This window comes from Vibrio sp. M60_M70, assembly GCF_037162085.1.
GTDB classification, from domain to species: domain Bacteria; phylum Pseudomonadota; class Gammaproteobacteria; order Enterobacterales; family Vibrionaceae; genus Vibrio; species Vibrio diabolicus.
In genome coordinates this window covers 2847970-2868812 of the sequence record NZ_JARLUL010000001.1, presented here as the reverse complement: position 1 = coordinate 2868812, position 20843 = coordinate 2847970, and the positions used below count along the sequence as shown (strand labels likewise).

General features: G+C 45.6%; 18 protein-coding genes. 7 read left to right on the top strand and 11 right to left on the bottom strand.

The features are described from left to right. Nucleotides 1-14: 14 nt before the first annotated feature. From gshB to metK, 6 genes are all read right to left on the bottom strand, one after another. Complete coding sequence (gene gshB / locus P4S59_RS13315; protein WP_006743090.1) at nucleotides 15-965, bottom strand: glutathione synthase; 951 nt, start codon at nucleotides 963-965, stop codon at nucleotides 15-17. 13 nt (nucleotides 966-978) lie between these two features. Further along, entirely contained in the window at nucleotides 979-1710 is a 732-nt protein-coding gene (gene rsmE / locus P4S59_RS13310; RefSeq protein WP_150919465.1) for a 16S rRNA (uracil(1498)-N(3))-methyltransferase, read from the bottom strand. A gap of 116 nt (nucleotides 1711-1826) precedes the next feature. Further along, nucleotides 1827-2522, bottom strand: a complete 696-nt coding sequence (gene endA / locus P4S59_RS13305) for a deoxyribonuclease I (RefSeq protein WP_047008832.1) — start codon at nucleotides 2520-2522, stop codon at nucleotides 1827-1829. Between the two features lie 150 nt (nucleotides 2523-2672). Beyond that, entirely contained in the window at nucleotides 2673-3170 is a 498-nt protein-coding gene (locus P4S59_RS13300) for a SprT family zinc-dependent metalloprotease (protein WP_048626010.1), read from the bottom strand. 68 nt (nucleotides 3171-3238) lie between these two features. Next, nucleotides 3239-4036 (bottom strand): DUF2189 domain-containing protein, encoded by a 798-nt coding sequence (locus tag P4S59_RS13295; protein WP_005381026.1) that lies wholly within the window; start codon nucleotides 4034-4036, stop codon nucleotides 3239-3241. 400 nt (nucleotides 4037-4436) lie between these two features. Further along, nucleotides 4437-5591 (bottom strand): methionine adenosyltransferase, encoded by a 1155-nt coding sequence (metK, locus tag P4S59_RS13290; protein ID WP_005381027.1) that lies wholly within the window; start codon nucleotides 5589-5591, stop codon nucleotides 4437-4439. A 315-nt stretch (nucleotides 5592-5906) separates the two neighbouring features. Here metK and tkt point away from each other — a divergent pair, with 315 nt between their 5' ends. Then, nucleotides 5907-7901: a transketolase gene (gene tkt / locus P4S59_RS13285; RefSeq protein WP_337168535.1), complete on the top strand. Its 1995-nt coding sequence runs from the start codon at nucleotides 5907-5909 to the stop codon at nucleotides 7899-7901. Nucleotides 7902-7995: 94 nt separating this feature from the next. Here the strand turns inward: tkt and P4S59_RS13280 are convergent, their stop codons facing one another. Continuing rightward, entirely contained in the window at nucleotides 7996-8889 is an 894-nt protein-coding gene (locus tag P4S59_RS13280) for a LysR family transcriptional regulator (protein WP_006743086.1), read from the bottom strand. A 140-nt stretch (nucleotides 8890-9029) separates the two neighbouring features. Here P4S59_RS13280 and P4S59_RS13275 point away from each other — a divergent pair, with 140 nt between their 5' ends. From P4S59_RS13275 to mscS, 5 genes are all read left to right on the top strand, one after another. Next, nucleotides 9030-10988, top strand: a complete 1959-nt coding sequence (locus P4S59_RS13275; RefSeq protein ID WP_337168534.1) for a ligand-gated channel protein — start codon at nucleotides 9030-9032, stop codon at nucleotides 10986-10988. A 131-nt stretch (nucleotides 10989-11119) separates the two neighbouring features. Next, nucleotides 11120-12157: an erythrose-4-phosphate dehydrogenase gene (epd, locus tag P4S59_RS13270; protein ID WP_006743084.1), complete on the top strand. Its 1038-nt coding sequence runs from the start codon at nucleotides 11120-11122 to the stop codon at nucleotides 12155-12157. Nucleotides 12158-12310: 153 nt separating this feature from the next. Beyond that, complete coding sequence (locus P4S59_RS13265; protein WP_005393948.1) at nucleotides 12311-13471, top strand: phosphoglycerate kinase; 1161 nt, start codon at nucleotides 12311-12313, stop codon at nucleotides 13469-13471. A 154-nt stretch (nucleotides 13472-13625) separates the two neighbouring features. Continuing rightward, nucleotides 13626-14702, top strand: coding sequence for a class II fructose-bisphosphate aldolase (gene fbaA, locus P4S59_RS13260; protein ID WP_337168533.1), 1077 nt, complete (start codon nucleotides 13626-13628; stop codon nucleotides 14700-14702). Between the two features lie 433 nt (nucleotides 14703-15135). Then, nucleotides 15136-16002 (top strand): small-conductance mechanosensitive channel MscS, encoded by an 867-nt coding sequence (mscS, locus tag P4S59_RS13255; RefSeq protein WP_337168532.1) that lies wholly within the window; start codon nucleotides 15136-15138, stop codon nucleotides 16000-16002. A gap of 46 nt (nucleotides 16003-16048) precedes the next feature. On the opposite strand, the gene P4S59_RS13250 is transcribed toward mscS, so the two are convergent. Continuing rightward, nucleotides 16049-16531 (bottom strand): YbaK/EbsC family protein, encoded by a 483-nt coding sequence (locus P4S59_RS13250; protein ID WP_337168531.1) that lies wholly within the window; start codon nucleotides 16529-16531, stop codon nucleotides 16049-16051. Between the two features lie 19 nt (nucleotides 16532-16550). Further along, entirely contained in the window at nucleotides 16551-17180 is a 630-nt protein-coding gene (locus P4S59_RS13245; protein WP_074191802.1) for a LysE/ArgO family amino acid transporter, read from the bottom strand. 146 nt (nucleotides 17181-17326) lie between these two features. Between P4S59_RS13245 and P4S59_RS13240 the strand changes: the two genes are divergently transcribed. Further along, a complete protein-coding gene (locus tag P4S59_RS13240; protein ID WP_053807735.1) occupies nucleotides 17327-18223 on the top strand; it encodes a LysR family transcriptional regulator ArgP in 897 nt (298 codons plus the stop codon). Between the two features lie 94 nt (nucleotides 18224-18317). Here the strand turns inward: P4S59_RS13240 and istB are convergent, their stop codons facing one another. Together istB and istA are read right to left on the bottom strand one after the other, a co-directional pair. Continuing rightward, complete coding sequence (gene istB, locus P4S59_RS13235; protein WP_238131037.1) at nucleotides 18318-19058, bottom strand: IS21-like element ISVch3 family helper ATPase IstB; 741 nt, start codon at nucleotides 19056-19058, stop codon at nucleotides 18318-18320. A 10-nt stretch (nucleotides 19059-19068) separates the two neighbouring features. Continuing rightward, nucleotides 19069-20601, bottom strand: coding sequence for an IS21 family transposase (gene istA, locus P4S59_RS13230; RefSeq protein WP_337167981.1), 1533 nt, complete (start codon nucleotides 20599-20601; stop codon nucleotides 19069-19071). Between the last annotated feature and the right edge of the window lie 242 nt (nucleotides 20602-20843).

The window sequence follows — 20843 nt, the reverse complement described above, 5'->3', positions numbered from 1 at the left end:
TAATACAGTTTGAGTTATTCGCCTTTTACTCGACGCTCAATCGCATCCATCAGTTTGCCAGTGATTGAGATGTCAAAAGCCGCTTCAATTTCGCGAATACAGGTTGGGCTGGTGACGTTGATTTCCGTTAGCTTATCGCCAATTACGTCAAGGCCAACAAAGATAAGGCCTTTTTCTTTCAGTGTAGGAGCCACAGTTTGAGCAATCTTAATATCGGTCTCGCTTAGTGGTCGAGCCTCACCTGTGCCACCAGCTGCAAGGTTACCGCGCGTTTCACCTTTTGCAGGAATACGAGCTAGACAGTAAGGCATTGGTTCACCATCTACGACTAAGATACGTTTGTCACCGTTGCTGATATCTGGCACGAAGGTTTGCGCCATTGCGTAGTTTTGACCGTGGTTGGTAAGTGTCTCGATGATTACAGAGACGTTAGGGTCGTTTTCTTTTACGCGGAAGATAGATGCGCCGCCCATACCATCAAGCGGTTTTAGGATGACATCACCATGTTTTTCACGAAACTCTTTAATTTTCTCTGCTTTTCGCGTCACGATTGTCGTTGGTGTCAGCTCAGGGAACCACGCTGTAAACAGTTTTTCATTACAATCACGTAGACTTTGAGGTTTGTTAACGATCAGTGCACCTTGTTCTTCTGCACGCTCAAGGATGTAAGTCGCGTAGATGTATTCTGTGTCAAACGGAGGATCTTTACGCATTAGTACAGCGTCTAGCTCAGACAGTTCGATCGTTTGCTCTGATTTGAACTCGTACCAACCGTTTGGATCTTCTTTTAGTTCCACCACTTTAGTATCTGCAATGGCAACGCCTTGATCGAGATGCAGATCATTCATTTCCATGTAGTGGATTTCATAGCCGCGTCGTTGCGCTTCAAGCATCATGGCAAAGCTAGAGTCTTTTTTGATGTTAATGGACGAAATTGGGTCCATCACAATGCCGAGTTTGATCATTATTTTTCTCCGTTTAACCAAGATCGCCGAAACGAACTTGTAAGGCTGTAATTGCTGTCAGAGCCGCTGTTTCGGTGCGCAGAACGCGAGGGCCGAGTAGCGTTTCTTCAAATTGATATTCTCGAGTCATCTCGATCTCTTCAGACGATAAACCGCCTTCAGGGCCGATCAGTAGGCGCACTTTCTCAACAGGTGTTGGCAGTGTGTTGATTGAGTAGTTAGCACGAGGATGAAGATTGAGCTTTAAGCCATCGTACTCTTCTTTACACCACTCTTCCAAGCTCATAATTGGACGAATTTCTGGAACGACATTGCGTCCACACTGCTCACAGGCACTGATGGCGATTTTTTGCCATTGCGCGAGTTTTTTCTCAAAGCGCTTTTGGTCAAGCTTGACGCCACAACGTTCGGAAATCAGAGGTGTGATGGTATTGACGCCAAGTTCCACTGACTTTTGGATAGTGAACTCCATCTTATCGCCACGTGAAATAACTTGACCAAGGTGCAGGTCTAAAGGGGATTCAATACTGTTTTCTACACGCTCAGTAATGTTAACCAAAACCGTCTTTTTGCTGACTTCACTGATAACCGCTGGGAATTCTGTGCCGCTGCCGTCAAATAGGAGAACGTCTTGGCCTTCTTTCATGCGCAGAACACGGCCAATATGGCCTGCTGCGTCGTCACTTAAAGCAAGTGAGCCAAGTTGATGAATGGTTTCTGGATGATAAATTCGAGGGATACGCATGAGATTTCCAGCAAGAGAATAAACTTAAACCCTAACATGGATGCTTTAAACCGAAAAAACAAGGGGCAAGAAGCGTTTCAATATCAGTTATTGAAACGCTTCAAGGTAGAGGAGCACTAGAGTGCGCGACAGGCTTTTTGAACAAATGGGTTATGATTGCCTTGTACTTTGGCAATGCGCTCGTCACGCTCACATTCCCATTTATCGACTGGGTAGGTTTTGTTCCAAGCACTCATCAACTGCGTTTGCTGTTTTGATAATTTAAAGCCGTACTCTTTGCTCATGTATAGGTAGGTACGAGCAATCGAACCTCGAGCACGGTCTGGTGGCATGACTTTACGCTGCTTAAAGTTCACTTGCATCTCACAGCGACCATAACTCACGCCATCGATACCGTTCCATTGGCTAAAGTTGTAGTTCGAACGGTCACCGTTTACTTCACCAATGGCAGGGGTTAGGTTGTGCAGGTCTGCTTCCATCAAGCGAAAGGTTTTGTCTTTTTTCTTGCAGTTTTTACGTCCGCCATCTTGCCAGCATTGACGCTGGTGGCCAAATTGCCACGCAGGTACCACATGCTCCCATTCGATTCGTGCGGCCCGCTTTTCCTGTTTACGGACTTGGTAACCGCAAGAGGCTAAATCTGGGGAGCCTTTTTTGCCTTGCCATTGAATGTTGCAGCCACAGTAAAAGCTCGTTGGATGGTCTTGATAAATTTTTACCGCCTCACGCTTGGCGGCAGAGAATGAGCTTGGTGGCGCGGCAACCGCAGTGCTAGAAAGCGCGATAAGTAACAGAGAGAATAGGTATTTCATGATTAAAGTCTTTATAAAGTATGACTTTATTCATGATAACACGCATAAAATAGCTTTAGTGATGAGTAAGTTAACAATAAATGGCGAAGGGAAGGTTTTGATAAACTCGATCTTTATTTTGGGAACGCAAGTAACACTATGAGATATAGATTACGATAACTGAACGCCCGTGAAGTTAAGTGGTTGGCGGCATTTTTGACAAGAGTACGTCGCCTCTTTGCGCAGCACTTTATTATGACGGCGAATCGATAGAGGGTAGGTCATACAGCCACAACGATACTCAAAGGTTTTACCTTGAACGGATTTTACTTCAAAGCTGTGAGTGGTTTTGGCGGGCACTTTAAATACGGCTTCCATGACACCTTGCCATTCTTTGCCGTGAGGTCTAACTCGTCCGTAAACCTGATAAGTAATCAGGTGAGCCACCTCGTGAGGAATGACTTCATCTAAGAATGCTTGGGTGTTTTCGCGAAATAAAACGGGATTCAGGCGCACTTGATTCAATTGAAGGTAGGCTTTTCCTGCCGCTTTCCCGCGGACGTTGAAGGTGATTGTTGGAATAGGGAAAGAACGTTTGAAAGCTTGCTCTGCCATCGCGATGCAGTCCGCCATCACTTGCTTCGCTTTATAGCTTAGTTCTATATCCACAATTCACCTCGATAAATCAAATAAAAAAGCCCCCGCATTTGCGAGGGCCAGATCATAGCATCAGTTAATTACGGAGTGTGTTTTTTCTTGATGGTGGCATGGTAAGCATGCCATGTACCGTAGCCTAGAATTGGCATGGTAAACAACATTCCGATCCCGTAGGTCGCAAAGCCGATAAGAATACCGCCACAGATGATCGCCGCCCAAACAATCATCGCTGGAATGTTGGATTTCACGGCATTAAAGCTAGTAAATACAGCGGTCATCATGTCTACGCGACGCTCCATCATGAGCGGAATAGAAAAGGCTGAAATGCTAAACACCACACAAGCCAAAACAAAGCCAACTAGAGAGCCGATGACAAGGAAGGGTAGGAACTCACTTAAAGGTGCCCCTTGAACAGAAGGGTAGAGCGCATGAAGTAGAGCGGCAATGCGCATCCAAAATATCATACACACAGCGAGTAACACGGCGAATGCCCATTGAGATGTTGAGTTACGACCGATCGCTTTCATGGAATGGAACAAGCTAGCTTTGTGTCCGCGCTCTCTCTCCCAACTGGCATCATACAAGCCGAGCGCGAGGAACGGACCGATTAACATGTAAACAATCAAACTGGGCATGACGACCAAGTGTGTGCCTTGCCACTGTACGAGCAAAACAATACCTATCGCAGCCGCCATAAAACAGATGCCATAGAAAGCACTGATGAGGGGCATTCGCACGAAATCATGCAGACCTAATGCGAGCCAATGAAAAGGTGCAGAAAGATTAACCGTATTGCACGGTATGGTTCTGGCGTATTCGTTATCTGGCACTTCCTTTCGCTTGTTGTGGAAGTCCGATGGATTAACAGTTCGAGGCATAACTCCTCCTTGATTTATTCCCACATTATCCGCTTATACCAACTGACAGCGGTTTTTGTTCAGTCAAACTTGAAGCGACTTTTTCAAGCTTACTTCTGAGCATTGGCTTAGTTTGGTATCGGCCATAAAGATGCCTGACTCGTGTCTTTATTAAGTGTTGCTGCCACATCGCCAGCATCCGACGTCTCTATTTAAATTGGAGTTAACAATATTTTAACTATTGGCGGAGATGGGATAATTTACAAATAATTGCTGAAAATTTATTCGGTATAAAAATGAGGGAGAAACAGGACTGCTTTGTGGGGCAGGGCGGTATGAGCTGAAATGGCTGGATAAACGTTGCTGAAAATAAAAAGCCCCCGCCATAGGCGAGGGCTTGATTGATTCTTGCTTGGCTTGATTATTTGATGCCAGCGAAATCACGTAGAAGTGCAGCTTTGTCTGTCGCTTCCCACGGGAATTCTTCACGACCGAAGTGACCGTAAGCGGCTGTCTTCTTGTAGATAGGTTGAAGAAGGTTAAGCATTTCTTGTAGACCGTATGGACGTAGGTCGAAGAATTGACGAACCGCTTCAATGATGATGTCGTGAGATACTTTCTCAGTACCGAACGTTTCCACCATGATAGACGTTGGATCAGCAACACCGATTGCGTAAGAAAGTTGGATCTCACAACGGTCAGCCATGCCAGCCGCTACGATGTTTTTCGCTACGTAACGTGCTGCGTATGCTGCACTACGGTCAACTTTTGATGGATCTTTACCAGAGAACGCACCGCCACCGTGACGAGCTGCGCCGCCGTAAGTATCTACGATGATCTTACGACCTGTTAGACCACAGTCACCCATAGGACCACCGATTACAAAGCGACCAGTTGGGTTGATGAAGAAGTTTGTTTCTTTGTTGATCCACTCAGAAGGTAGCACTGGTTTAATGATCTCTTCCATTACCGCTTCACGCAGGTCTGAAGTTGAGATTGAATCACAGTGTTGAGTTGAAAGAACAACCGCGTCGATACCAACGATGTTACCTTGATCGTATTGGAATGTTACCTGAGATTTTGCATCAGGGCGCAACCAAGGTAGTGTGCCGTTTTTACGAACTTCTGCTTGCTTTTGAACAAGACGGTGAGAGTAAGTAATTGGCGCTGGCATTAGTACTTCAGTTTCGTTACAAGCGTAACCAAACATGATGCCTTGGTCGCCTGCACCTTGTTCTTTAGGGTCAGCTTTATCAACACCTTGGTTGATATCTGGCGACTGTTTACCGATTGTGTTTAGTACCGCACAAGAATCTGCGTCAAAGCCCATATCTGAATGTACGTAGCCGATTTCACGAACGGTTTCACGAGTTAACTCTTCGATGTCTACCCATGCTGAAGTCGTGATTTCACCACCCACCATTACCATACCGGTTTTAACGTAAGTCTCACATGCAACACGAGCCTTTGGATCTTGCTCTAGAATCGCGTCAAGAACCGCATCAGAAATCTGGTCTGCAATTTTATCTGGATGACCTTCTGATACTGACTCAGAAGTAAACAGGTGCTTAGCCATGTTAGCTCCACTATATCTGGTTTAAAACTGGGGAATGATAAACTCTCCAGCGCAAATTAATACTAATTTTTGTAGGTGTATCTACATCTAGACGTCTATTCTAAATTTGATTGCTCGAATTACAAGCTCTTTTTTGGTTTTTGTTATAACCAAACGTTTGCCTGATTTATTGATAATTTTAAGAACTTCGAACGATTTGGCGCGAAAGGTGCAATATTTGTGAGGTTTTGGACTGGAAAACGTTTGCACACCCAAGAGGGCTTTGAGAGAATTATGACCTACTTTTCGTTTCGCTTAATGTACTCAGGAGCAGACATGTCGTCTCGTAAACATCTTGCCAATGCAATTCGTGCTCTAAGCATGGATGGTGTTCAACAAGCTAACTCAGGCCACCCAGGCGCACCAATGGGTATGGCTGATATCGCTGAAGTTCTTTGGCGCTCTCACCTAAACCACAACCCATCAAACCCAGAGTGGGCCGACCGCGACCGCTTCGTGCTGTCAAACGGTCACGGATCAATGCTTATTTACTCTCTACTGCACTTAAGCGGTTATGAGCTATCTATTGACGATCTGAAAAACTTCCGTCAATTGCACTCAAAAACCCCAGGTCACCCAGAGTACGGTTACGCGCCTGGTATCGAGACAACAACGGGTCCTCTTGGCCAAGGCATCACTAATGCTGTTGGTATGGCTATCGCAGAGAAAGCACTAGCGGCACTGTTCAACAAAGAAGGTCACGACATCGTTGACCACTTTACGTATGTGTTCATGGGTGACGGCTGTCTAATGGAAGGCATCTCGCACGAAGCATGCTCTCTAGCAGGTACGCTAGGTCTAGGCAAACTGATCGCGTTTTGGGATGACAACGGTATCTCTATCGACGGTCACGTTGAAGGTTGGTTCTCTGACGATACACCTAAGCGTTTCGAAGCTTACGGCTGGCACGTAATCCCAGCGGTAGACGGTCACGATCCTGAAGCAATCAACGCAGCGATTGAAGCGGCTAAAGCGGATCCTCGTCCGACTCTAATCTGTACTAAAACAATTATCGGTTTCGGTTCTCCTAACAAGTCTGGTTCGCACGACTGTCACGGTGCGCCATTAGGTCACGATGAGATTCAAGCGGCTCGCGAATACCTAGGTTGGGAGTACGGTCCATTTGAAATCCCTGCAGATGTTTACGCTGAGTGGGATGCAAAAGAAGCAGGTGCAGCGAAAGAAGCGGCTTGGAATGAAAAGTTCGAAGCATACGCAGCAGCTTACCCTGCAGAAGCAGCAGAGCTTAAACGTCGTCTAAACGGCGAACTTCCAGCGGAATGGGAAGAAAAAGCGAACCAAATCATTGCTGATCTTCAAGCAAACCCAGCGAACATTGCATCACGTAAAGCATCGCAAAATGCACTAGAAGCGTTTGGTCAAATGCTTCCTGAGTTTATGGGTGGTTCTGCTGACCTAGCGCCTTCTAACCTGACCATGTGGTCTGGTTCTAAGTCTCTAGAAACGGATGACTTCTCTGGCAACTACATCCACTACGGTGTACGTGAATTCGGTATGACAGCTATCATCAACGGTATCGCATTGCACGGTGGTTTCGTTCCTTACGGCGCAACATTCCTAATGTTCATGGAATACGCTCGTAACGCAATGCGTATGGCTGCGCTGATGAAAATTCAGAACATCCAAGTGTACACGCACGATTCGATTGGTCTTGGCGAAGATGGCCCAACTCACCAACCGGTTGAGCAAATGGCATCTCTACGCGTAACGCCAAACATGAGCACATGGCGTCCGTGTGACCAGGTTGAGTCTGCCGTAGCATGGAAACTAGCGATTGAACGTAAAGATGCACCAACAGCACTTATCTTCTCTCGTCAAAACTTAGCGCAACAAGATCGTACAGCTGAGCAAGTAGCGGACATCGCGAAAGGTGCTTACATCCTGAAAGATTGCGAAGGCAAGCCAGAGCTTATCCTTATCGCAACAGGCTCTGAAGTTGAGCTAGCAGTAGAAGCTGCGACTCAACTAACGGCAGAAGGTAAGAAAGTACGCGTTGTTTCAATGCCATCAACAGATGCATTCGACAAACAAGACGCTGCTTACCGTGAAGCAGTATTGCCATCAGACGTAACAGCACGCATCGCTATCGAAGCGGGCATCGCAGACTTCTGGTACAAGTACGTTGGTTTCGACGGTCGCATCATCGGTATGACTTCATTTGGTGAATCTGCACCTGCTGGTCAGCTATTCGAGATGTTTGGCTTTACGACTGAAAACGTAGTGAACACAGCAAAAGAATTGCTAGCGTAACTGCTAGATTGTCTCAATAGTCCGAACGTAAAGGACGACTGTTAGATACTAAAGTTGGAAAGGCCATCATTGCGATGGCCTTTTTTGTTTTTTGTCAGGTTTTCCAACCTTGTGGAATGCTTTGGTGAATACAGTCTAAAAGTACGGATAAGCGCAGTGGTGGTCTTCCTGCAGGCGTATAGCAGTTAATGGAGATGGGCTCTGAAAGCCAACCTTCTAAGCAAGGTGTGATTCGACCCGGATGATGTTTCTCGTAGCCGCTTGCTGTCCAAGTTGGCAACAGTCCAATACCATGACCATTCGCGATGCTGTCGATCTGCATTGCGATGTTGTCGCTGTATAAGCGACTCACAAATGGCTCTAAAAAGAACTCACCGTGTTGAGGGTGTGTGAGCATCAATCCATTTTCTTGTACCGAGCCAAAATCGATCCACGGATGCGCTTCAAGCTCTTTGGGGTGCAGGATCGAACCGTGTTGTTCAAGATAAGCTGGAGAGGCAAAGGGCGTGTAACGAAATGAGCCTAATACCTCTTTGCGCCAATCGAGATCTTTACGCTCACCGAGCCAGATGAACAAATCTGGGTCATGGTGCGCTTCAGAAAAGTCACTGGTAAGTTGAACCCTAACGTCAGGATTATCGGCAAGAAAGCCGTTGAGCACACCTCCTAGCCAACTTCTAACTAATGCTGTGTGACAAACAATATGCAGCGGCCCTGAAACTTGGTTTGTTAAACCTTGAAGTGCGTCATAACTCTCTTCACTTAGCTCAAGAATCTGGCGACTGTAGTGGGCAAAAATTTCTCCCGCCCTTGTCAGAACTAATCGGTTACCTTGTCTTGCGGTGAGAGCCTGACCGAAATCTTCTTCTAATTGTGCTAAGCGACGACTCAGCGTTGATTTAGGCTGGTTAAGGGCCTTGGCAGCGGCGGTCAAACTCTTATGCTGATTGAGCGCATCAAAGGCTCGAATTGATGCTAAGTCGTGCATATTTCATTTACTCCTTACTGCGTTATGCACGGGTTCCATAAATGGGAAGAACCGTTCCATAACTCTCACTATGCATCTCATTCTATTTGTGAATAATTCACTTTAGAAAATAATAATCATTATCAATTATGGAGATATAGATGTCTACTCTTAGACTGCCAGTTATTACTGCAACTGGTATTTTAGCCTTCGTCAGTGTCCCTCATGTGTTTGCCAATGATGCAGTTTCTAAAATGGAAACAGTGGTTGTAACTGCATCAAGTTATGAGCAATCTCAAGCGGACGCGCCTGCAAGTATTAGTGTGATTTCGCGTGAGGAGTTGGACTCTCGTTATTACCGCGATGTGACTGATGCACTAAAAAGTGTGCCTGGTGTTGTCGTGACAGGCGGTGGTGACACTACCGACATCAGTATCCGTGGTATGGGCTCCAAATACACTTTGATACTGGTCGATGGTAAACGTCAAAGCACACGTGAAACTCGTCCAAATAGTGACGGCCCTGGTATCGAACAAGGTTGGTTGCCTCCTCTTCAAGCGATTGAGCGAATTGAAGTTATCCGTGGTCCAATGTCGACGCTTTATGGCTCTGATGCGATTGGTGGTGTAATTAACGTGATCACGCGAAAAGACGCGATGGAGTGGACAGGTAATGTTCAGCTAGGCACGGTTCTGCAAGAAAACAGTCGCTCGGGCGGAGAGCAGAGCGCGAATTTCTTCGTCAATGGGCCGCTAGCCGAAAATCTATCTCTCCAAGTATACGGTCAGTATACCGCAAGAGAAGAAGACGATATTGAATACGGTTATGAAGATAAAGATATGCAAAGTATCTCTTCAAAACTGACCTACCAGATTAATGACCGCCATTCTGTGCAACTAGAGGGTGGCACATCGGCACAAAGTCGTCGCGGTAACGTTGGCCTTTCCGTACCAACGACGGGTTGCCGAAGAGGTTGTGAGGATTCACTCAACGAATATCGTCGTAATTATGTAACGCTAAGTCACAATGGCGACTGGGACTCGGTTGGCATCTCAGATACTTACTTACAACGTGAAGAGAGCGAAAACAAATCTCGTGAGATGACGATCACCAACACTACATTCAAGTCGAGCTTGGTGACTGGTATTGGAAACCATACGCTGACGAGCGGTGTGGATGCTACTCATGCCGAGCTTGAGGATTTTACTTCCAATAAAGCGTCATCGAAGACCGAAACATCGAATACGCAGTGGGCTGTTTTCATTGAAGATGAATGGAGAATCGCCGATCCGTTTAGCGTTACGCTTGGTGGTCGTCTAGATCATGACGAAAACTATGGCGCGCACTTTAGTCCGCGTGTCTATGGTGTATGGCGAGTTGACCCGTCTTGGACTGTGAAAGGTGGCGTGGCAACAGGTTTCCGTTCTCCGCAATTACGTGAAATTACTCCTGGTTGGGCGCAAGTCAGTGGCGGCGGTAATATCTACGGTAACCCAGACCTTGACCCTGAAACGTCGCTAAACAAAGAAATCAGTGTCTTGTATCAAGGCGACTCTGGTTTAGATGTCTCTTTGACTGCGTTCCATAATGAGTTCAAAGACAAGATCACACGTGTTGTTTGTCCAGATACCATCTGTACAGATGGACCAAACCAATGGGGTGCAGATCCAACGTACCGCATTAACGTGGACGAAGCGGTCACACAAGGTATTGAAGCGACCTTAGCATCGCCATTAACGGAAACCATTTACCTCAGCTCGAGCTACACATTTACCGATTCAGAGCAAAAAACAGGTGAATACAAAGGCATGCCGCTGCAGCAGTTACCAAAGCATTTGTTTAATGTGGATGTAACTTGGCAAACAACAACAGATCTAGAAAGCTGGGCTAAAGTCACTTACCGAGGTAAAGAAATGGATCCGGTTACTGGCCCATCAAGAAACAGTATTGTAGAGCCTGCTTATACCTTTGTGGACGCAGGTGTGACATACCAGTTAACCGACAATACTCGTATTAAAGGCGCGATCTATAACTTGCTGGATGAGGAAATCAGTTACGAAGAATACGGATATGTCGAAGATGGCCGTCGCTACTGGTTAGGTTTAGACGTCGCATTTTAATTATTGTTGTAATAAGGCCGAGCATTGTCTCGGCCTTTTTTAATCCTGCTTTACTATGATTCAACAGGTGCGTTTTTCAGCCTGATCAGGTAGTATCTGTGACACGAAATTTTTGGTAGGGCGAAGGATAAATGCTAAAGGTTGCGATCAATGGATTTGGACGTATAGGTCGTAATGTTCTGCGAGCCGTATATGAAAGCGGAAAACATCAGCAGATCAAGGTTGTGGCGGTTAACGAATTAGCGCAGCCAGAAGCGATGGCGCACCTACTGCAATATGACACTAGTCATGGTCGCTTCGGTAAAAAAATCTCCCACGACCAAGAACACTTGCATGTTCATCATGACAGCGGCGAATATGACTCTATTCGCATTCTTCACCTCTCTGAACTCGAACTACTTCCTTGGCGCGATTTAGAAGTCGATATTGTCTTGGATTGCACTGGCGTGTTTGGTTCACAAGCTGATGGGCAAGCGCATATAGAAGCTGGCGCGAAGAAAGTGCTGTTTTCACACCCGGGCGCAAACGACATAGATAATACGATTATCTATGGTGTGAACCACGAAACTCTGAAAGACGAGCACCGTGTTGTCTCCAATGGCTCTTGTACTACCAACTGTATCGTTCCCATCATTAAAGTGTTAGACGAAGCCTTCGGTATTGAGTCCGGTACCATTACCACGATTCACTCTTCCATGAACGATCAGCAAGTAATCGATGCGTACCATAACGATCTACGCCGTACCCGCGCTGCTAGCCAATCTATTATTCCGGTTGACACCAAGTTGCATAAGGGGATTGAAAGAATCTTCCCGAAATTTTCCAACAAATTCGAAGCAATTTCTGTTCGTGTCCCAACCGTTAACGTCACCGCAATGGATTTAAGTGTCACAATTAATACAAATGTGAAAGTTAATGACGTAAATCAAACCATTGTTAACGCATCTCAGTGTACATTACGTAACATTGTTGACTATACTGAATCGCCACTCGTTTCCATCGACTTTAACCACGACCCCCATAGTGCGATTGTGGATGGAAGCCAGACTAGAGTGAGTAACGGGCAACTCGTAAAAATGCTTGTTTGGTGCGACAACGAATGGGGCTTTGCTAACCGGATGCTGGATACTGCCTTAGCAATGCAAGCTTCTTCTCAAGTGGAGCAGTAATGACGAAGAAGTGATGGAGAATTTTTATTTCAAGCCTTGAAATAAATCCATGATATCTCCATATCATCTATAACCAGTTTGAAGAATTAACAGGCTTGGCAGGGTTGCCGAGTTTTCAAAAACTTTAATTATCAATATTTGAGAGGACACATCATGTCTGTAATCAAGATGACTGACCTGGATCTTGCAGGTAAACGTGTATTTATCCGTGCTGACCTAAACGTGCCAGTAAAAGACGGTAAAGTAACTTCAGATGCACGTATCATCGCATCTCTTCCAACTATTAAGCACTGCCTAGAAGCAGGCGCTAAAGTAATGGTTACGTCTCACCTAGGTCGCCCAACTGAAGGTGAATACGCTGAAGAGTTCTCTCTACAACCAGTTGTTAACTACCTAAACGACGCACTAGATTGTGAAGTTAAGCTAGCAAAAGACTACCTAGATGGCCTAGAGCTAAACGCTGGTGAACTTGTTGTTCTAGAAAACGTTCGCTTTAACAAAGGCGAAAAGAAAAACGACGAAGAGCTATCTAAGAAATACGCAGCACTATGTGACGTATTCGTAATGGATGCATTCGGTACGGCTCACCGCGCTCAAGCGTCAACTCATGGTGTTGGTATGCACGCACCTATCGCTTGTGCTGGCCCTCTTCTAGCAAACGAGCTTGAAGCGCTAGGTAAAGCAATGGACAACCCAGCTCGTCCAATGGTTGCTATCGTAGGTGGTTCAAAAGTTTCTACTAAGCTAACTGTACTTGAGTCTCTATCTAAAATCGCTGACCAACTAGTTGTTGGTGGTGGTATTGCTAACACATTTATCGCAGCTGCTGGCCACAACGTTGGTAAGTCTCTATACGAAGCGGATCTAGTAGACACTGCTAAGAAGCTAATGGATGAGTGTGCAATTCCAGTAGCAACTGACGTTGCATGTGCGAAAGCATTCGACGAAAACGCAGAAGCAGAAATTAAACACGTTTCTGAAGTACAAGACGACGACATGATCTTCGACCTTGGCCCAGATTCAACAGCTGAACTAGCAGAAATCCTTAAGAACGCGAAGACTATCCTATGGAATGGTCCAGTAGGCGTATTCGAATTCAAGAACTTCGAAGCAGGTACTAAAGGTATCTCAGAAGCTATCGCAGCATCTGAAGGCTTCTCTGTTGCAGGTGGTGGTGACACGCTAGCAGCTATCGACAAGTTCGGTATCAAAGCTGACGTTTCTTACATCTCTACAGGTGGCGGCGCTTTCCTTGAGTTCGTAGAAGGTAAAGTTCTTCCAGCAGTAGAAATGCTAGAAGCACGCGCTAAGTAATTAAAGCAAAGCGGGGGAGTGATTCTCCCGCTTTCTTGTTTGCTGCAACGTGTGAGGAACTCTGCTAGAATAGCCTCAGTTGTGAGCAAACGTTTGCAAGATTTTCAACTTAACAAGTTTTGTTTAAAAACGACAGATAAATAGGATTACATCCATGTCTAAGATCTTCGACTTCGTAAAACCAGGTGTTATCTCTGGCGATGACGTTCAGAAAGTATTTGAAGTTGCAAAAGAAAACAGCTTTGCACTTCCAGCAGTAAACTGTGTGGGTACTGACTCTGTAAACGCAGTACTTGAAGCAGCTGCAAAAGTTAAAGCTCCAGTTATCGTTCAATTCTCTAACGGTGGCGCTGCTTTCTTTGCTGGTAAAGGTCTAAAACTTGAAGGTCAAGAAGCTCAAATCCTAGGTGCTGTTGCTGGTGCGAAATACGTTCACGCTGTAGCTGAAGCTTACGGTGTACCAGTAATCCTACACACTGACCACGCTGCTAAGAAACTACTTCCTTGGATCGACGGTCTACTAGACGCTGGTGAAGAGTACTTCGCGCAAACTGGTAAGCCACTATTCTCTTCTCACATGATCGATCTTTCTGAAGAGTCTCTAGAAGAGAACATCGAAATTTCTGCTAAGTACCTAGAGCGCATGGCTAAAATGAACATGACTCTAGAAATCGAACTAGGTTGTACTGGTGGTGAAGAAGACGGCGTTGACAACTCTGATATGGATGCGTCTGAGCTATACACTTCTCCAGAAGACGTTGCATACGCATACGAGAAACTAAGCGCAATCAGCCACCGTTTCACTATCGCAGCATCTTTCGGTAACGTACACGGCGTGTACAAGCCAGGTAACGTTGTTCTAACTCCAACTATCTTACGTGATTCTCAAGCGCACGTTTCTGAGAAATTCGGTCTTCCAGCGAACTCTCTAAACTTCGTATTCCACGGTGGTTCAGGTTCTTCTCTAGAAGAAATCCGTGAGTCTATCGGTTACGGTGTTATCAAAATGAACATCGATACTGATACACAGTGGGCAACTTGGGATGGTATCCGTAAGTTCGAAGCTGACAACCACGATTACCTACAAGGTCAAATCGGTAACCCAACTGGTGAAGATGCACCAAACAAGAAGTACTACGATCCACGCGTATGGCTACGTGCTGGTCAAGCTTCAATGGTAGCTCGTCTAGAGCAAGCATTTGCTGACCTAAACGCAGTTGACGTACTATAATCGTTACTGATTAAGTTACTTAAAAACCCGCTTTTTGAGCGGGTTTTTTTATGTCTATCATTTTGCCCCTATGTTTCTTTCCCTGTTTTCCTATTGATATCTTTATGCGTCAGGTTGTATTTCTGGTGGGATGTTCCCCCTTTAACGTTTTTAAATAAAAACATAGGAATATCAGTCATAGGAGTGGCGAAATAAGAGTGCATTGCGTAACCTGTAACAAGCCAATATCAGAAAACTCTGATAAAGTCTTGTTTTGCATATCTTTGCGAAACTCTGACTTTGAAAAAAGTCAAAGTTGGGATATTGTGCCAAAAATCTGACACTGTTCAGTGGGGCAATAAGGATGTTGTTTTAGAAAAGAGCCTTTAAAAAACAAGGTTCATAAATTAACGGCAATTGGATTTATATATCTTTATTTTTGAGGATAAGAATTATGGCAGGTGAATCGGTGGGTATCGATACCACTTTAACGGATGGTCTAACTCAGGCTGAAACTTGGCTGACAAACAACTCAGATCTACTGGTTCAGTACGGTGTGAACATTATCTCTGCGCTGCTTATTCTGTTTATCGGTAATATTATCGTTAAAGCAGTCGCTGGTAGTGTTTCTAAAGTACTAGAAAAGAAAAACATGGATAAGGCTGTCGTTGAATTTATTCACGGTCTTGTTCGTTACTTGCTATTTGTAATCGTACTTATCGCCGCTCTTGGTCGATTAGGCGTTCAAACCGCTTCAGTCGTGGCTGTAATCGGTGCGGCAGGTCTTGCTGTTGGTCTTGCGCTACAAGGTTCACTATCAAACTTTGCAGCTGGTGTACTCATTGTTGCGTTCCGTCCATTCAAATCTGGCGACTACGTAGAAATTGGCGGTGTAGCGGGTAGTGTTGAAGCAATTCAAATCTTCCAAACTGTTCTAAAAACACCAGACAACAAGATGGTTGTTGTGCCTAACTCGTCAGTAATCGGTGGTGCAATTACTAACTACTCTCGTCATGCAACGCGACGTGTCGACTTAGTGATTGGTGTGTCATACAAAGCGGATCTTAAACTAACGAAGAAAGTAATTCGCGAGACGCTAGAAAAAGATCCGCGTATCTTGAAAGATCCTGATATCACAATCGGCGTACTTACGCTGGCAGACTCTTCAGTAAACTTTGTGGTTCGCCCATGGGTGAAAACTGAAGATTACTGGGGCGTATACTTTGATGCAATGCAAGGTATTAAAGAAGCATTGGATGAAAATGGTATCGAAATTCCATTCCCACAAATGGATGTTCATCTGAACAAAATCGACGCTTAATACAAGCGGTAGATATTCGAAAGCGAGGCCAATTGGCCTCGCTTTTTTATATCTCATAAAGAATGTGATTACCGGCAAGCAATAGACGTTTTAGATGTTTACCGGCAAAGCCAAAGGTGAATTCAGGCAACCCTGGCGTATAGAGCAACTCTTCGTGTTGATACAGGGCTGTATCAACAATGAGCGTGACATATTCAGGTAAGCCAATCGGACATACCGCTCCAGGCAAACAACCTAACACTTCGACCATTTCATCGTCGTCACAAATTGAGGGGCGTTTGCCTGTGACGGCTTTTATTTGTTTGGCATCGAGGCGAGAGTCTTTTTCTGTTAGATAAATTGCGTAGCCTTGTCCTTTGAGTTTTAAGAAGAGGCTTTTGGTGTGCGTGCCTGTCCATCCAAGCTCGGACACAACTCTTATATCCGTGTCAAAGTCTAAGATGGCTTCATGCTGCCATTCCCGAAAAGGAATAGAGAGCGCGTTGAGTCGCTCTCTATTGATATCATAGATACGCTTTAGTGACTCCATGTCTTTGTTGTCCTGTTGATTACCAGTACTTTTCAATAAGTTCGCTAGCTAAAACATACGCAATCGTGAACATCATTACTGCGACCGCGATGTCGATGCCTTTTTTCACTCTTGGCTTTGATAGGGTAGGACCTAGTTTTGCGGCTCCTATTGACAAGGTATAGAACCAAACAAAGGAAGCCATCATCGTACCTAGTGCAAAAGCAATTCGGTCATGGCCTTCAAACTGCCCACCAATAGAGCCCAGAATAACGACTGTATCTAAGTACAAGTGTGGGTTAAGTACTGTGACGGCTAACGCGCCTAAAATGACCGTTCGACGACCACGAGCGACGACTTCACCTTTTGATTCTGACTCACTGTCTGACTTAAACGCACTCTTAAGTGACAGTAATCCATAAAAGCTCAGGAAGGCAATACCACCAAGCGTCACCGATGTTAGTAAGATTTCATTTTGAGACAAAATCGCACCACCACCAAAGATACCTAGAGAAATGAAGATCATATCTAGGATGCTACAAATAGTGGCAGTCGTCAGGTGATGATTGCGCTTTATGCCTTGATTTAAGACATACGCATTTTGTGCGCCAATCGGAATGATCATTGATGCCCCTAAACCAAACCCTTGCAATAGAACCCACAAGCTCACACTTCACCTCACTTCAAGATAACCAATAAATGCTCAGAAGGGTGAAAGATAAAGAGTTTATCTAAATAAGTATAATTAATGATTTTAATATTATATTAGCTAAGCTAATTTAAGGGTTGATGTTTTATCAGGAGAGGAAGAGCAGGATGAGAGGGTTGGACTATAAATGGATTGAGGCATTAGATGCAGTGGTTTATCAGGGGAGCTTTGAGCGTGCAGCCGAACATTTATTTGTCTCGCAATCAGCGATTTCTCAACGTATTAAACAATTAGAGAAGTTTCTCGCACAACCCGTTTTGGTTCGTAGTCAACCACCCAAGCCAACGCCGATTGGTAAAAAGTTATTAGGCCTTTATCGTCGAGTGCGCTTACTCGAGCATGAAATTCTGCCCGAAATCAAGAATGATACCAGTACTCGACCTGTACAACTCTCTTTGGCGACCAATGCTGATAGCCTTGCTACTTGGCTACTGCCTGCACTGCAAGATGTCATGAAGCAGCGTCAAGTTGAACTCAAACTCACTATCTATGGTGAATCTCGTTCCATCGAAAAGCTAAAAAGTGGCGAAGTGACGGGGGCGATTAGCTTAGAATCCCAGCCGATACCTGGCTGTAGAGCGGATTACTTGGGACGTGTTGATTACGTTTGTGTCGCGAGCCCGGAGTTTTATCAGCGTTACTTTGCTCAAGGCGTCAATAACCAGACTTTGGCCAAGGCGCCGGCCGTTTCGTATGATCAATATGATGACCTACATAAAACCTTTCTTACCGAGCATTTCAATGTCAGCCCTGATAGCGTCATTCACCATAACATCAGTAGCTCTGAAGCGTTTCTAAAAGTGGCGTTAGCTGGTGTAGCCTATTGCTTAATCCCTCGTTTGCAAATTACCGACGAGCTAGAGCGTGGCGCGTTGGTTGATGTTACTCCCGGTTTTTTAATGTCCCATCGGATTTATTGGCATCATTGGCAACTGGAAACGGGGGTTCTACAAGAAATCTCACACGCGATAGTCGGGTATGCTCAGCGACACTTACCTCAATAAGTTCATTGTCGCAGCTGCGTATTTCGGTGATTGCGAACGCTTGTTTCGGTTTATTCCGAACACCTTAACCAGCACTTTTTCTCTTTCCCTATTTTTACTCTAAGTGTTCGGATTGCGCCAGTTTTCTCATTGATTCTCCTCCCAGTTCTATTCGATGACTATTGTGAACTAGACGATCCATTAGAGCGTCAGCGACAGTGGCGTTGCCGATCATGTTGTACCATTCTTTTACTGGTAACTGGCTGATGACGATTGTGCTGCTGTTTTGGTAACGATCTTCAAGTACTTCTAACAAGTGACCAGCATGCTCTTGAGTCAGTTTTTCCATCCCCCAGTCGTCGAGGAGTAGTAAGCCTTTCTTAGCCAGCGACTGAAGTTGTTTTTGATAACTACCATCCAGACGACCTGCGGTCAGGTCATCGAGCAAGCGAGTTAATCGGTAGTATCTGACCGTTTGCTGTTGGTCGCAGGCGCTGGTTGCCAGTGCGCAACCAAGATACGTTTTACCTGCGCCTGTTGGGCCTGTGATCAAGATGTTCTGGTGCTTGTGCAGATAGCCACCCGTTAGCAGTTCGCTCATCTGCTTGCGGTTGAGGTTTCGTCCCTCCTTGTAAATAAGTTGGCTCGGCTGAGCATCCACTCTCAGCTTGGCTTGTCGTTTCAGGCGTTGGATTTTGGTTTGATTGCGATTCAAGATTTCACTTTCCAGAAGTAGGCTTAACCTCTCCTCGAAGTCCAGCTCTGCGTAGGTGGTCAGTTGCTCTTGTTGCTGCTCTAACGCTTTCGCCGCATGACTTAAGCGCAGGGTTTTGAGTTGGTCATTCAGTGCGTTCATATCCTTTCTCCTAGTGATAACAGTTCGGGCCACGAACATTGCTGTGAACAAGGTTCGGCGTATTCGCTTTATCTTTACTCAGGTGCCCCTCACGATTGTTCTTGAGTAGATTGTTGACGAAGGTGTAATTGGGTTTTGTCAGCATCAATGCATCTTTACAGGCTTGTTCTAGGCGCGACTCGCCATAGGTTTTACTCAGATTGAGCAGCCCAAGACAGGAACGATAGGCCTGCTCTGGATGAGGTTTGGCGTTCAGCATCTTATTGACGACTTCTCGGGTGGCTGGGCCGATATTGGCTCCCCAGTTGAGCAAGCGTCCAGGCGACCACTTTTGATGTTGATGGTTACTCGGCATGTGCTCTGGTTGAGTGCTGTTTCCACGTTCCCTTTGGCTGCGTGGATGTTGAGCGATCAAGTTACCTTGGTGGTAGATCTGCACCAGACGGTTGGAGGCTTCCAGCTCGACATGGTGGCCAACCAGTTGATGGGGAACCGAGTAGTAGTGACGGCGATATTCGATGTGATAATCAGGCCCAACTTTGGCTCGCTTGGTTTCGGTATAGAGATATCGCTGTTTAGGAAGGGGCTTTAACGCGGGTTTATCGAGTTTGTCGAACAGTGCTTTGCGGCTCGCACCATACTGCTTCATCTCACGTTCGTTTAAGTCATTCATAAGCTCACGGATGGCGAGGTTCAGCTCTTTAAAGGTATGGAAGGTTTGATGGCGAAGTCGCATCATGATCCAACGTTCCACTAGGAGGACGGCATTTTCTGCTTTGGCTTTGTCTTTCGGTTTGTAGGGGCGAGCTGGCATCACGGCAGTTTGATAATGATTTGCCAGTTTTTGATAGCTTTCATTAAGCCTCGGTTCATAACGGTTAGGTTTGCTGACCGCGCTGCGTAGATTATCGGGAACCAAGAGATGGGGGACGCCACCGAAGTGCTCGAAGGCATTGGCATGCGCCTCTAACCAGTAAGACTTCCCTTGGCTGGGGAAGGCTTCCACATAGGTGTAGTTGGACGCGCCTAAGCTTGCTACGAACACTTCTGCTTCGCGCACTTCACCTGTATCAGGGTTGACCACTTGAAGCCGAGGCCCACAGTAATCGATAAACAGCTTATCACCTGCAACATGGAGCTGACGCATACTGCGCTTTTGGGTTTTGAACCAACGAGTGAAGTGCTCGCAGAACTGAGTGTAAGCGTAAGCTTGCTCTTGATATTGCTCATGGTACTCCTGCCACAATAACATCTTTGTCATGCCTTTACGTTTGAGTTCGACAGCGTACTGAGCGAAGTCTGGCATAACCTTGTCTCGACTGGCTTGCTTCGAATGATATAGGGCTTTGGTAAGGTCCGTATCACTGCAACCTTCTGGGAGAGGCCAGCCTATCTGACTTTGCTTAAAGCGAGCGACAAGCTCTGAGACTGTTGCAAGGCTGACATTGAGACAACTAGCAATACTACGGTAGGACAACCCACACTCGTACTTAAGGCGTAATATCTCTTTGATTTTGTTCATTGGAGTTCTCTTTTTAGCCATTGTCGCTTCCTTACGTTCTTGTTTAAGAAGTAAAGAATAGCGAGCTATTGATTTAAAAGAGAAAAAGGAAGGATTTCGGGCATTCCGAACGCGGTTTTCGCTATTCCGAACGCTGATTTCGGAGTTCGCTTAAAAGTGTTCGGATAATCGCGGAATGTACGTTCGGATTAAACCGAAATAGGTGTTCGGGTCATACCGAAATGGCTGTTCGGAATGCTCCGAAATACGCACGCAGCGATGGG

Excerpts from the sequence above, each read along its gene's own strand:
- epd (WP_006743084.1), top strand. The coding sequence starts at position 11,120 with ATGCTAAAGGTTGCGATCAATGGATTTGGACGTATAGGTCGTAATGTT.
- mscS (WP_337168532.1), top strand. The coding sequence starts at position 15,136 with ATGGCAGGTGAATCGGTGGGTATCGATACCACTTTAACGGATGGTCTA.
- P4S59_RS13265 (WP_005393948.1), top strand. The coding sequence starts at position 12,311 with ATGTCTGTAATCAAGATGACTGACCTGGATCTTGCAGGTAAACGTGTA.
- endA (WP_047008832.1), bottom strand. The coding sequence starts at position 2,522 with ATGAAATACCTATTCTCTCTGTTACTTATCGCGCTTTCTAGCACTGCG.
- tkt (WP_337168535.1), top strand. The coding sequence starts at position 5,907 with ATGTCGTCTCGTAAACATCTTGCCAATGCAATTCGTGCTCTAAGCATG.
- istB (WP_238131037.1), bottom strand. The coding sequence starts at position 19,058 with ATGAACGCACTGAATGACCAACTCAAAACCCTGCGCTTAAGTCATGCG.
- P4S59_RS13240 (WP_053807735.1), top strand. The coding sequence starts at position 17,327 with ATGAGAGGGTTGGACTATAAATGGATTGAGGCATTAGATGCAGTGGTT.
- P4S59_RS13275 (WP_337168534.1), top strand. The coding sequence starts at position 9,030 with ATGTCTACTCTTAGACTGCCAGTTATTACTGCAACTGGTATTTTAGCC.
- metK (WP_005381027.1), bottom strand. The coding sequence starts at position 5,591 with ATGGCTAAGCACCTGTTTACTTCTGAGTCAGTATCAGAAGGTCATCCA.
- P4S59_RS13280 (WP_006743086.1), bottom strand. The coding sequence starts at position 8,889 with ATGCACGACTTAGCATCAATTCGAGCCTTTGATGCGCTCAATCAGCAT.
- P4S59_RS13295 (WP_005381026.1), bottom strand. The coding sequence starts at position 4,036 with ATGCCTCGAACTGTTAATCCATCGGACTTCCACAACAAGCGAAAGGAA.
- gshB (WP_006743090.1), bottom strand. The coding sequence starts at position 965 with ATGATCAAACTCGGCATTGTGATGGACCCAATTTCGTCCATTAACATC.
- istA (WP_337167981.1), bottom strand. The coding sequence starts at position 20,601 with ATGGCTAAAAAGAGAACTCCAATGAACAAAATCAAAGAGATATTACGC.
- rsmE (WP_150919465.1), bottom strand. The coding sequence starts at position 1,710 with ATGCGTATCCCTCGAATTTATCATCCAGAAACCATTCATCAACTTGGC.
- fbaA (WP_337168533.1), top strand. The coding sequence starts at position 13,626 with ATGTCTAAGATCTTCGACTTCGTAAAACCAGGTGTTATCTCTGGCGAT.
- P4S59_RS13250 (WP_337168531.1), bottom strand. The coding sequence starts at position 16,531 with ATGGAGTCACTAAAGCGTATCTATGATATCAATAGAGAGCGACTCAAC.